This is a genomic window from Paenisporosarcina cavernae, from assembly GCF_003595195.1.
Lineage (GTDB): Bacteria > Bacillota > Bacilli > Bacillales_A > Planococcaceae > Paenisporosarcina > Paenisporosarcina cavernae.
The window spans coordinates 1,611,963-1,625,076 of sequence record NZ_CP032418.1; the positions used below are offsets into that span (position 1 = coordinate 1,611,963).

Annotated in this window: 11 protein-coding genes; 5 read left to right on the forward strand and 6 right to left on the reverse strand. The window is 38.2% G+C overall.

What is annotated here, in order from left to right:
• Window positions 1-68 precede the first annotated feature (68 nt).
• The 3 genes from D3873_RS08155 to D3873_RS08165 are packed head-to-tail and all read left to right on the forward strand — an operon-like array spanning window position 69 to window position 2,503.
• A complete protein-coding gene (locus D3873_RS08155; RefSeq protein WP_119883606.1) occupies window positions 69-701 on the forward strand; it encodes a GNAT family N-acetyltransferase in 633 nt (210 codons plus the stop codon).
• 12 nt (window positions 702-713) lie between these two features.
• Window positions 714-1,349 carry an acetoin utilization AcuB family protein gene (locus D3873_RS08160; protein ID WP_119883607.1) on the forward strand — a complete coding sequence of 212 codons (636 nt, stop codon included), beginning with the start codon at window positions 714-716 and terminating at the stop codon, window positions 1,347-1,349.
• Complete coding sequence (locus D3873_RS08165; protein WP_119883608.1) at window positions 1,319-2,503, forward strand: acetoin utilization protein AcuC; 1,185 nt, start codon at window positions 1,319-1,321, stop codon at window positions 2,501-2,503. The genes D3873_RS08160 and D3873_RS08165 overlap by 31 nt, the downstream gene beginning before the upstream one ends.
• Before the next feature lie 70 nt (window positions 2,504-2,573).
• On the opposite strand, the gene ccpA is transcribed toward D3873_RS08165, so the two are convergent.
• Together ccpA and D3873_RS08175 are read right to left on the reverse strand one after the other, a co-directional pair.
• Window positions 2,574-3,575: a catabolite control protein A gene (gene ccpA / locus D3873_RS08170; RefSeq protein WP_119883609.1), complete on the reverse strand. Its 1,002-nt coding sequence runs from the start codon at window positions 3,573-3,575 to the stop codon at window positions 2,574-2,576.
• A 17-nt stretch (window positions 3,576-3,592) separates the two neighbouring features.
• Window positions 3,593-4,678 (reverse strand): bifunctional 3-deoxy-7-phosphoheptulonate synthase/chorismate mutase, encoded by a 1,086-nt coding sequence (locus D3873_RS08175; RefSeq protein WP_119883610.1) that lies wholly within the window; start codon window positions 4,676-4,678, stop codon window positions 3,593-3,595.
• Window positions 4,679-4,839: 161 nt separating this feature from the next.
• Here D3873_RS08175 and D3873_RS08180 point away from each other — a divergent pair, with 161 nt between their 5' ends.
• Window positions 4,840-6,978 (forward strand): cell division protein FtsA, encoded by a 2,139-nt coding sequence (locus D3873_RS08180; RefSeq protein WP_119883611.1) that lies wholly within the window; start codon window positions 4,840-4,842, stop codon window positions 6,976-6,978.
• A gap of 40 nt (window positions 6,979-7,018) precedes the next feature.
• Here the strand turns inward: D3873_RS08180 and D3873_RS08185 are convergent, their stop codons facing one another.
• A complete protein-coding gene (locus D3873_RS08185) occupies window positions 7,019-7,558 on the reverse strand; it encodes a YtxH domain-containing protein (protein WP_119883612.1) in 540 nt (179 codons plus the stop codon).
• The gene (locus D3873_RS08190) at window positions 7,545-8,012 is read right to left on the reverse strand and encodes a DUF948 domain-containing protein (protein WP_119883613.1); all 468 of its coding nucleotides are present in this window, start codon (window positions 8,010-8,012) and stop codon (window positions 7,545-7,547) included. The genes D3873_RS08185 and D3873_RS08190 overlap by 14 nt, the downstream gene beginning before the upstream one ends.
• 209 nt (window positions 8,013-8,221) lie before the next feature.
• On the opposite strand from D3873_RS08190, the gene D3873_RS08195 reads away from it, so the two are divergent.
• Entirely contained in the window at window positions 8,222-8,863 is a 642-nt protein-coding gene (locus D3873_RS08195) for an HAD family hydrolase (RefSeq protein WP_338014646.1), read from the forward strand.
• Window positions 8,864-8,952: 89 nt separating this feature from the next.
• On the opposite strand, the gene murC is transcribed toward D3873_RS08195, so the two are convergent.
• Entirely contained in the window at window positions 8,953-10,257 is a 1,305-nt protein-coding gene (gene murC, locus D3873_RS08200) for a UDP-N-acetylmuramate--L-alanine ligase (protein WP_119883615.1), read from the reverse strand.
• A gap of 73 nt (window positions 10,258-10,330) precedes the next feature.
• The gene (locus D3873_RS08205; protein WP_238473759.1) at window positions 10,331-12,826 is read right to left on the reverse strand and encodes a DNA translocase FtsK; all 2,496 of its coding nucleotides are present in this window, start codon (window positions 12,824-12,826) and stop codon (window positions 10,331-10,333) included.
• Between the last annotated feature and the right edge of the window lie 288 nt (window positions 12,827-13,114).

A 13,114-nucleotide genomic window follows, 5' to 3' on the forward strand; every position in this document is an offset into this window, starting at 1 on the left:
TTTGTCCGGTACCGTTTCTTAAGCTATCATAGAATGTAAGTGAGTCATTAAAAACTGGTGGTGCAAATATGGAACATAAAAAAACTTACAACGCCATGGAGTTAAAAACAAAGCACGGAAATTTGATTATCGAAGGACCTATTTCTTCTGATGCCATTAAGGGGTATGAATTTCATTCCGACTTAGTCGCATTTCGCACACCTGCACAGCAGCACAAAGCAATTACCGAAATCGCAAGTTTGCCGGAAGGTCGAATTATTATTGCACGTGATAATATGACCATCGTTGGATATGTGACGTTTTTATATCCTGATCCACTAGAACGTTGGTCAAAGGGGCAAATGGAAGAATTAATTGAACTTGGGGCAATTGAAGTTATTCCAAAGTTCCGTGGTTCCGGAGTAGGAAAAGGTTTGCTACACGTTTCCATGATGGATGATGCAATGGAAGATTTTATTACTATTACGACAGAGTACTATTGGCATTGGGACTTAAAAGGAACCGGTTTGAATGTATGGGAATACAGAAAAGTGATGGAAAAAATGATGAACGCGGGTGGATTGGAATACTTTGCCACGGATGATCCTGAGATTAGCTCACACCCTGCCAACTGTTTGATGGCAAAGATAGGCAAACGTATCTCACAAGAATCCATACAACGCTTTGATCAGCTTCGGTTTATGAATCGATTTATGTATTAAGGAGTGAAGTACATGATTGTCGAAGAAATGATGAGAAGAAATGTGAAAACATTATCTCCAGATCACACAATTAGTGATGCAATTCAACTATTACGTTCGAACAAAATACGCCATTTACCCATCACTATTGAGAATAAAGTAGTTGGAATCGTGACAGATCGTGATATTAAAGAAGCTTCTGCAAATCGCTCGGAACAAGAGGAGTTGCGTTCCATCCGTTTAGAGTCAATTATGACGAAAAATCCTATAATCGGTCACCCGCTTGATTTCGTCGAAGAAGTAGCTGTCACATTTTTTGACCAACATATTGGTTGTTTACCGATCGTTCAAAATGGAGAACTAGTTGGAATCGTTACAGAGACAGATGTTCTCTACAAATATATTGAGTTAACTGGTGCAAACAAACCAGGTTCACATTTAGAGGTTCGTGTTCCTGATCGTCCGGGTGTTCTCTATGAAGTAACCAAAGTTTTTTATGAACACCAAGTAAATGTTTGGAGCGTTTTAGTCTATCCCGACCCTAAACAAGATAATACGAAAATATTAGTTTTCCGATTAAAAACGATGAATCCATTGACGATAATCCAAGATTTACGTAAAGAAGGTTTTGATGTATTATGGCCCAATATGCCGGGAATGAGCGAATAAAATCACAAGCAGTATATATCTATTCTGAAGAACTGCTGACGTATAAATTTGCGGAAGATCATCCATTTAATCAAAAACGTCTCGAAATGACGACTGATTTATTGAAAAAAATGAATGCGCTTTCAGATGATCAAATTCTTGCACCTCGTAAAGCAACAGATGAAGAACTATTATTATTTCACGATCCAAGTTATGTTACTGCGGTAAAAAATGCAAGTAAAGGAATACCAATAAAAAATGCAGCGGAAAGCTTTGGGATTGGAACGGAAGATACCCCTATTTTTTCTGGCATGCATGACGCTAGTGCTTTACTTGTAGGTGGGACACTTACTGCGGTTGATGCTGTAATGTCAGGAAAATCTCGCTATGCACTTCATCTAGGTGGTGGACTTCATCACGGTTTTAAAGGAAGAGCTAGTGGTTTTTGTGTTTATAATGATAGTGCTGTCGCCATCAAATACATACAACAAAAATACGGTGCGAAGGTTCTTTATATCGATACGGATGCTCACCATGGAGATGGCGTCCAATGGGCCTTTTACGAGGATCCATCTGTTTGTACTATTTCGATCCATGAGACGGGACGTTATTTATTCCCAGGGACAGGAAATATCACAGAACGCGGAAGTGGCGAAGGATATGGCACAACTTTCAACTTTCCGATAGATGCTTTTACAGAAGATGAATCGTTTCTTACTATTTACCGATCTGCCTTAACCGAAATCGCAGAATTTTTTCAACCGGATGTCATTTTAACGCAAAATGGAGCAGATGCACATTACTACGATCCGCTTACACATCTATATGGAAGTATTGATATATATAAAGAAATACCTAAACTTGCAAAAGAAATGGCAGAAAAATATTGTGACGGCAAATGGATTGCTGTTGGTGGTGGCGGTTACGACATTTGGCGAGTTGTTCCACGTGCATGGTCTCTTATTTGGATGGAAATGAACAACCTGCCTCAACCTGAAGGTTCTTTACCAAATGCTTGGATAAATGCTTGGGAACAGTACTCCCCTGTTCCTATTGCAAAAAGATGGGATGATAGCGCAGACATGTACGAACCTATCCCACGAAAACAAGAAATCACCGAAAAAAATGAGCAAATGCTGCAAAAAGCTCTCTATCCCATCCGTTCGGAGAAATAACGCTTGTCACTTATACCGAAAGAAAAAAGGTAATCCTAGTACCAGTATCGCTGGTTACAAGGATTACCTTTTATTTTTTTAAAGAATCTCGTTCTTCTAATCGATATGGTAAATGAACGTTCGTTTCTTCTACTGTTTCTTTTGACATAAACTTGGTTAATAACCGCATGGATACGGCACCGATATCGTAAAGAGGTAAAGCTATAGATGTAAGTTCTGGACGTACCATTCTGGCCAATTTCGAATTCTCAAAACTGATTACTTCGATATCATTAGGAACAAGCTTTCCTGTGTCCTGCGCTCCGTGAATAATTCCGATCGCAATTTCGTCATTACTTGCAAAATAAGCAGTAGGTGGATGTGACAAAGTTTGAAGTTGTTTGTACGCTTCCATCCCGTCTTCATAACTAGCATCTGTTTCAACGATGTTATCCTCTTTTAAATCAATGGAAGCATCCTGCAATGCTTTTTTATAAGCAGCAAGTAAGTATCCACGAATAATCGTGGAGGATAATGAGCCTCCCACAAATGCAATGTTCGTATGACCATTTTGGATCAAGCGATTCACAGCCTCATAGGCAGCAGCATAATAATCGATATTTACTGACGGTAATTTGTTCGTTTCATCAACTGTTCCAGCAAGGACGATTGGTACAGGGGATTTCTCCATCTGAGTGAGGACATTTTCCGTAAGATGTTCGCTCATAAAGATAATTCCATCCACTTGCTTCCCGTACATCGTCTCGATCAGTTGTAACTCTTTCTCTGGACGTTGATCGGAATTCGATAAGATAATGTGGTACCGATACATCGTAGCGATATCTTCAATTCCTCTTGCAAGTTCGGAGTAAAAATTTTCCGAAACATCAGGAAGTATGACACCAACAGAAGTTGTCTTTTTACTTGCTAGCCCTCTTGCAACTGCATTTGGCCGATATTCAAGTCGCTCAATCACGTCATTCACTTTTTTTCTCGTTGCAGGTTTTACATTGGGATTTCCATTAACGACGCGAGAAACTGTTGCCATCGAGACGTTTGCTTCTCTAGCAACATCATATATCGTAACGGTCATTCATTTCCCTCCTTACTTTACGCTTGAAATTCGTATGTCTTCATAAATTTTTGAATGGATTCGTAGAAAGCATCAAATTGACCAATATCCATTTGCTGTTGTGCATCCGATAATGCGACTGCTGGATCTGGATGCACTTCCGCCATTACCCCATCTGCTCCAATGGCAATTGCAGCTTTGGCAGTTGGAAGCAACAAATCTCTTCTACCTGTAGAATGCGTTACATCGACAAATACGGGTAAATGAGTTTCTTGTTTCAAAATAGGTACTGCAGAAATATCTAATGTATTTCGCGTTGCTTTCTCATATGTTCGAATCCCTCTTTCGCAAAGGATAATTTGATCATTTCCTTGTGAAATAATATATTCCGCTGCATGTATAAATTCGTCAATTGTAGCAGCTAATCCTCTTTTTAAGAGTACCGGTTTTTTTATTGCTCCAGCAGCTTTTAGTAATTCAAAATTTTGCATGTTTCTTGCACCAATTTGAACCACATCAATATTTTCTAATGCCTCTTCTAAATGAGAGGGAGTCACAATTTCAGTTACAACTGCAAGATTGTATTCCTTTGCAACACGTTTTAAAATTTTGAGGCCTTCCAATCCAAGCCCTTGGAAATCATATGGAGATGTACGTGGTTTGTAAGCTCCTCCACGAATTAACTTTAACCCTTTGGCTTGAATAGAATCGGCAACTGCTGCTACCTGTTCGTAGGATTCTACTGCACAAGGACCGAATACAAAAGACGGAATCCCATTTCCAATTTGTTCTCCATTAATTTCGACAATAGTATCTTCTGCCTTCTTCTTACGAGAAACTAACAACGCCTTTCGTTGATCATTCTCTTGAAGTTCAAGTGCTGTCTTGAAAATTTCTTTGAAAATATGCTCCACCGTTTTAAAAGGAAGTGGCCCTTCATGATTCTCTTTTAATAAATTCAGCATATGTCTCTCACGCAAAGGGTCATAACGATTAACCCCTTGTTTTTCTTTAATCTTCCCTATTTCTTGCACTACTTCCGCACGTTCATTAATTAACTTTAATATCTCAAGATTTAAATCATCGACTTGTAAACGTAGGTCTTCTAATTTCTGATTCGACATTTCGTTGCTCCTCCCGTAATCTAAAGCTTTCGATGGCTTGAAAACTATGTTACATTTTTAAATATTAGACTCATTATAATCAAAGCAAACTTGAAAGTCACGTATTTTCTTTAGCGATTCAACTCGCTAAAGTTTTTCTTGGAATAAAGGAGATGGATAGCTTGTCTGAAAAACTATTTGCGTTAGATATAGGAACACGTTCGATAGTTGGCATCATTCTAGAAGAATCCGAAGGGAAATACCATGTCCGCGATTTAGTCGTCGAGGAGCATAAAGAACGTGCAATGTTAGATGGACAAATACATAATGTACTCGCTGTTGCGGATGCGATCAATATTGTTAAAAACAAACTTGAAACCACTCATGGACCTCTCCAGAAAGTCAGTGTAGCGGCAGCTGGAAGAGCATTAAAAACAGAGCAAGCATTCGTCGAAATTTCTATTGAAAACAGACCCCTGTTCTCTGAGGAAGATGTAAACCGATTAGAAATTGCTGCGGTGCAACAAGCTCAATCCCAACTTCTTCAAGATGAATCCAATACAAAACAAACGCATTATTATTGTGTAGGGTATTCGGTTTTATTTTATCGTTTAGATGGAGAAGAAATAGGAAGTTTAGTCGACCAACAAGGGAAAGTAGCTTCCGTGGAAGTAATTGCAACATTCCTACCGCGAGTAGTCGTAGAATCATTAATGTCTGCATTAAAACGAGCAGATTTAGAAATGGAAGGATTAACGTTAGAACCAATCGCAGCCATTAATGTATTAATTCCCACATCTATGCGTCGCTTAAACGTTGCTCTAGTCGACATTGGCGCTGGAACATCCGATATTGCCATTACAGATCGTGGCACCGTTGTCGCTTACGGAATGGTTCCAACTGCTGGCGATGAAATAACAGAAGCACTTAGCGATCAATTTTTGTTGGATTTCCCCCTTGCTGAAAAAGTAAAAAGAAATCTTCGAACAGAAGAGTTCGTATCTATTCAAGACATTCTTGGTTTTGATACAGATGTCGCCTCAGAAGAAGTAATTGTACAAATCGAACCAGCGATACGTCGCTTAGCAAATGAAATCTCGATCGAAATTTTAAGGTTAAACAATCAGCAAGCACCAAAAGCTGTCATGCTAGTAGGCGGTGGTAGTTTAACACCAAAAATCACAACCATTCTCGCAGAATTGCTTCAACTTCCTGAAAACCGTGTTGCAATTCGTGGGATTGACGCGATTCAGTCTCTTACAAAAGAGGATCATATTCCAATCACGCCAGAACTAGTTACCCCAATTGGAATTGCGATCGCTGCAAAAAAAGCGCCAATTCATTATTTATCTGTTCGTGTAAATGAACAAGTTGTCCGCTTGTTTGAGCTGAAAGAAATGACGGTTGGAGATGCGTTCTTAGCCGCAAACATTAAAGCGAGAAATCTGTATGGGAAACCCGGTTTAGCTATTTCAATAGATGTAAACGGATCTGCTATCCATATACCAGGGGAACATGGAAAACCTTCCGAAATTTTTGTTAATGGAAAAACTGCAACCACGAAAACCTTTATTCAACAGCACGACGAAATTACGATTCTCCCAGGCGAGGATGGGGCAAATGCATCTGTAACAGTAAAATCTATTATTGATGATGCAACAATTAAAACAATTACGGTAAATGGACGAATGTATGTCGTTGAACCGACAATTCTGATAAACGGTAAGAAAGAAACACTCGATTACGTATTAAAAGAACGCGATTCTGTTTCATTCATGCCGATCCTCACCATTGAACAAGCGTTAAGAAAAATCAATCGAGAGGATTTACTACAATTACTAAAACCTTACCAACTCACTATTGATGGGAAAGTAACTTATTTCCCGGAGTTTACGGCTACGATGAAAGTAAATACAAAAGTGGCAAAAAACAGCTATCCTCTGGAAGATAATGCAAATATTGTGATAGAAGCGAAGAACTCGTCAACTGCTCGTGCTATTATTGAATCCCTAGGCGAAAAAGTAATGGACGGCATACGAGTAAAGTTTCAATCGGAAGTAGTGGAATTATCAAAGGAAATTACCTCGATATATGTACGAGAGCAAAAAATGAAGCTAGAAGAATTAATACCTACTGGAACATCCATTCATCTAAAGAAACATCCAATAGAACCTTGGATCTTTCAAGATGTATTTCGATTTGCTAACTGGCAGTTACCAAATTCTGTTAAAGGACAAATCGCTATTTTGAAAAACAACGAACCATCTGGATTTGATTCTCCTATTTTTGGTGGAGATACGCTAGAAATTGTGTTCACATAAAATAATCCTCCGAGCGAAAATACTACTCGGAGGATTATTTTTATTTTTGTTCTTCCACAGCTTCTTTTAGTGCTTGTGAAGTGGGAGTTTCAGCAGAAGAATTTTCAATTGTTTGTTCGATTGTTTCTACAAAATCAATTGGTTCTTCTCCTTCTGAAGATGCAGTTCCATCATCCATCGGACCTGTTGTACCTTTTTTGGACTTCACTTTTTCCATCATAGTTGTGGATTGCTCTTTCAATTGAGAAGATAATTGAGACGTTTTTTCTTTTGCTGTTGTAGAAAATTCTGCTGTCTTATCTTTTAAATTAACTGCTTGTGTCGAAACGTTTTCACGAAGTTCTTTTCCTGTTTTCGGAGCTAAAAACAGTGCTGCTGCCGCTCCAATTACACCCCCAACAAGTGCGCCAATTAAAAAATCTTTTCCATTCACTTCATCTGAAGTATACATAGAATTGGAATAATAATCGGGAGAGTACTCCTTTGGTTGTGGCAAGTAAGATTCTGTTTGGCGAGATTTCTCTCGGTAAAATTGTTCATTGTACTCTGGATTATTATAATTTGGTTTATAGTGTGTCATTTACATTCCTCCTAATAGTGGAAGCTGCACGAGCTTCTTCAATCGCTTTCTTTTCTTTCCATTTATCTCGGATACCAAATGCGACATTACTCCACTGCACTACTTGTGCAATCTTGTCTTCATTTCGTTCCACTTCTGTTGATATAGAAGAAGTAATTCTTCGCACAGATGTGTTTAAACCATTAACGGATTCTCCTACATTCTTCACTGCATCTACTACAGTATTCAATTTTTCAGATTTCACTTGAATGTCTGCAGCTAATCCATTTGTTTTATGCAGTAAATCAGTCGTTTCTCTTGTCACTCCTTGTAACTGCCCTTCAAGACCAGCCATTGTCTGAGAGACACTGTTTAACGTCTTTTTCAATGAAAATAACGTCATAGCTAAACCTACACAAAGCACTAAAAATGCGATGGCGGCAATTAACGCTGCTATGTATAACAAATTTTCCATCGTATCCCTCCTCTAAATCATGATTCTCTTTAATTATTTTCCCATAATTCGTAGGAAATAAACTTATACCTCTATAATTTTCGACATTTGAAGAAAAATTCCTTCCTGATTTTCTACGAAATTGTTTGTTTCTATCATCTATGGTTTTGAAACATGCGTCAATTTATTTCGTCCACATAGACAGATCTAAAAAGTGAAGGATGAATAAAATGAAAGCAATAATTTTTGATATGGATGGTACTTTATTTCAAACTGCTACCATTTTAGAACCAGCATTAGAAGCTACGTTTGATGAGTTAAGAAAAAATAATGTATGGGATGGTTCAACACCGATTGAATTGTATCGAAGCATTATGGGAGTTCCATTACCAATCGTTTGGCAACACCTTTTACCAAACCATTCAGCGTCAAGTCGACATAAAGCAGATACCATTTTTCAAAAGAAATTAATTGAATTAATTGCAAATGGGAATGGAGCTCTTTACCCACATGTTCTTGATATTTTTCGCTACTTAGAAGAAAAAGATAGATCGATCTTTATCGCTAGCAATGGATTGGTCGATTATTTACGTGCAATCGTTCAATTTTACAAGCTTGATCAATGGATTTTAGAAACTTTTAGTATTCAACAAATTGATTCCCTTGATAAAGGAGAATTAGTGAAATTAATAAAAGAGAGTTACAGCATAACTGACGCAATTGTGGTTGGGGATCGTTTGTCAGATTTTTCAGCTGCAAAAGAGAATGGATTCCCTTCTATCGGCTGTGATTTTGATTTCGCTCATAAAGAAGAATTATCTCAAGCAGATATAATCATTCAAGATTTACGAGAAATAAAAAAATTCGTTTAGTGACTTGTACGATAAGACATGCATCGTTTCTTCTGTTATATAAAAATCCGTTTAAACGAGTCGACGCGTCTAAACGGATTTCCTATCTTCTATTGTTTTGTTATTTTTTCCATAAATGCACGTTGGAATTTTTGCACATCCCCTGCACCCATAAATAAATGTACTGCTTCGTGATGTTTTTCTAATACGTCAATTGAATCTGTCGTTAGAAGTTGACAATTTGGAATTAAATCGCTTAAATCCTGAATCGATAAATCTCCTTCACTCTCACGAGCTGAGCTAAAAATATCACATAAGTACACATGGTCAGCCAAGGAGAGACTGTCTGCAAATTCTTGTAAAAAGGTTTTTGTACGTGAAAAAGTATGCGGTTGAAAAATCGCAATTACTTCTTTGTCCGGGAATTTTTGCCGTGCAGAACGTATCGTTGCAGTAATTTCTGTTGGATGATGAGCATAGTCATCGATTAAAATATACTCTTCTACTTCCGTCTGGCTGAATCTTCTTTTTACGCCTTTGTAGCTTGTCAATTGATCTTGAATCGTTGCTGCTGGTATTCCTTCATAATGACATAAAGAAATGACTGCTAAAGCATTTAAAACGGCATGATCGCCAAATAATGGAACATGGAAGTTTGCATAAAATTCATTTCTTACAAACACGTCAAATCGTGCACCAGTGTCATCCTTTACGACATTACGAGCTTCGAAATCATTTTCTGCTCCAAAACCATAATACACAACTGGAACATTCGCTTGAATTTTTTGTAAATATTCGTCATCTCCACATGCAATAATTGCCTTTTTCACTTGGAGTGCCACTGATTGGAATGCAGAAAATACATCGTCAATACCAGTAAAATAATCCGGATGGTCGAAATCGATATTGGTCATAATCATATAGTCAGGATGATACGCTAAAAAATGTCGGCGATATTCACAAGCTTCAAATGCAAAGTAAGTTGCAGCACGTTCCCCTGAACCAGTACCGTCACCTATTAAAAAAGAAGTGGCAGCATGACCACGGAGGACATGAGCTGCTAAACCAGTAGTGGAGGTTTTTCCGTGAGCACCTGTTATTCCTATGGAAGTGAATTGTTCCATATAAGCACCTAAAAAGACATGGTAACGAATAATTTCAACACCTAGCTCACGTGCTCGTACAAGTTCTTCATGGTCATCTTTAAAAGCGTTTCCTGCAATGATCGTCATACCTAATTGAATGTTATCTGCTGAAAACGGTAGAACGGTAATTCCACGGTCATGTAATGGGGCTTCTGTAAAAAAATATTTTTCAATATCTGAGCCCTGCACTTTATTCCCCGCATCGTGCAAAATCTGGGCTAACGAACTCATCCCCGACCCCTTAATCCCTGTAAAATGAAACAATGTCATGTATGTTGAACCTCCTGAATAGGTTGCATTTCTAATTTACTCTATACCCTTAGTTATGCATGAAATGTATTGATTAGTCAAAAAAACTAGTAATATCGGAAGAGCTGATTAATACTTCTCGTGGTTTACTACCATTCTGCCCAGAGATGAATCCTTGTTCTTCCATCGAATCTATTAATCGAGCTGCTCGATTATACCCTATATGAAACTTTCGTTGCAATAGAGAAGTGGAAGCAGACGATTGCTCCACAATGAAGCGACAAGCTTCTTCTAACAACTCATCTTGATCAACAGCAGAGTCTACGCGTTTGATTAACTCCTCTTGTACGAAGACATAGTCTGGTTCACCTTGTGCTCTGGCGTGTTCAACTATTTGCTCAATTTCATCATCCGTCACAAATGTTCCCTGAATTCGAATTGGGCTAGACATACCATTGCCTAGGTAAAGCATATCTCCTCTACCAAGAAGTCTTTCAGCTCCTTGCGTATCTAATATCGTTCGTGAATCAATTTGGGAAGAGACAGAGAATGCAATTCTTGTCGGGATATTTGCTTTAATCAATCCAGTAATAACGTCGACGGATGGTCGTTGAGTAGCCAAGATTAAATGAATGCCGCAAGCTCTTGCTTTTTGTGCAATACGGCAAATCGATTCTTCTACTTCAGAAGGGGCCATCATCATTAAATCTGCCAACTCATCAATAACAATGACAATATACGGTAGTTTCAACGAATAACTTTTATTGTTTTCTGCTAAGTGATTATAACGTTCAATATCTCTTGCACCTGAATGCGCAAATAACTGATATCGTCTCTCCATTTCTTCTACTGCCCATTTTAGTGCAGCAGTAGCTGCCTTTACATCCGTTATTACCGGACTAATCAAATGCGGAATATGATTAAACGGTGCAAGTTCAACCACTTTCGGATCAATTAAGAGCAATTTTAAATCCTTTGGCGACGCTTTGTACAGAAGACTCACAAGTAAAGAATTAATACAGACCGATTTACCTGAACCAGTAGCTCCAGCAATTAGCCCGTGCGGCATTTTACGTAAATCAATTGAAATAGGAGTTCCAGTTAAATCGAGTCCAAGTGCAGCTTGAACAGGTGATTCTGAATTCATAAACGTCGAATGATTTGTCACTTCGGATAAATTTACAGCTCGAGAAGTACGATTTGGAATTTCTATTCCAATTGAACTTTTCCCTGGAATTGGGGCTTGAATTCGGATATCTCTTGCAGCCAGTGCTAATTTTAAATCATCTGCTAAATTACGAATCTTACTTACTTTTGTCCCTTGGGACACCTTTAACTCAAATTGTGTTACCGCTGGTCCTTGCACCATCTGAACTACTTCCCCTTTTACTTGGAAATACGAAAGTGCTTCCACTAGTTGAGCCGCTTGATGTTGCATCCATTCCAAATCTTGCACTTCGCCAAGAGGCTGGTTCAAGAGATGGGCTGGCGGAAACAAGTGAGTGGATGGAGAACGATGTCCTGAGTCAGTCTCATTACTTGTATAGTTAGTTGAGACGGGTTGTTCAAGAGAAGTTGAATTTTCTTCAGAAATGGTGCGCGTAGGATTATTTCTAACACCATCGTTGACTGAAGACAGTTCGGGTGTTTCTTCTGAAATTGTTACCCCACCTTGAACAGACGAATCGGTCGAGACATGATTTGCAGGAACCTCTATATGATTCCGTTCCATTTGTTTTGCAAAGGGTACATCTTGCTTTTCAGCTAGTCTCTTTTTATCAGATGACAACATCATTACATTAAACGGTAAACTTTTCTTGGTTTCTTTCGGCGTTTCCTGAGAAGATTGATGCTCCCCTCCTTTTAAAGGTGAATCCGAAGAATCACCAGCAGTTACAATGGATGGTGCATTCTGACCTTTTGTATGGTTTCTTGTCGTTTCGGTCGAGATGGTTGAAACATTAGACGTAGCTAAATGTTTCTCCAATACATCTGATGATTGATTTTTCGCCGAATTAGAAGTCAATGCTGTTCTTTCATTAGGAGAAGAATCAGATGGAATTTGTTTCGTTTCATTGGTGATTGAAAAAGATTTTTCGTTATTTTCTATCGTATTCACGTTGGGTTGAATCATTGAATGATGTCGTTCGATCGTAGCTTTATCTACTTGATGAGATTCGGTAGGTTGAGCATGTTCGATTGAATCTTCCGAACGTACTTGGTTCTCCTTCGCTTTTAATAACTCTTCAATTGGCTTTGGAGTCGATTGGTTTTTACCATGAATTGGTGAAATGAATTCTGTTGGACGATACATTTTTTTCGTCGCTGACAAAGTAGGTTTCGTTCTATTTTTAATGACAGATGCTGGTTCAGGAGTACTCTTATAATTTGGTTTAGTAGGTTCAATAACCGTGTCATTCGGAATGGAAATATTTTTCCATTTTTCCACTTCATCATCTGACAAAACTGGAAAGCGAAACGGTGTCTTTTTTGTATATGTATGTTCTATTTCATTTGTTGATAAATGGTCTGATTCTTCCTCATGATCGGAGAAAATCATCTTTCCAATTTTTTGAATAAATAATTTCACAAAACACGCTTCCTTTCACATCTCTCATTTTATCAGCTTTCTTATTGATTTCCAATGAGTCGAAAGATGAGAACTCCATAATAATGACTAAATAAATGGAATCAATAGTTTCAGAACCAGTCATTGCAGAAAAGTTACAGCGACTTCCCTAAAACTGAATCAGAGAATCGATCGCATACACCAGTGAATCGATCCACCAAAACAATTTCATTACCTGGTTCCTTTAATTCCAAGCCATACGTCACTTATTCCATAAAAAAATAGCTGCTCCTATTGGAACAGCTTGTT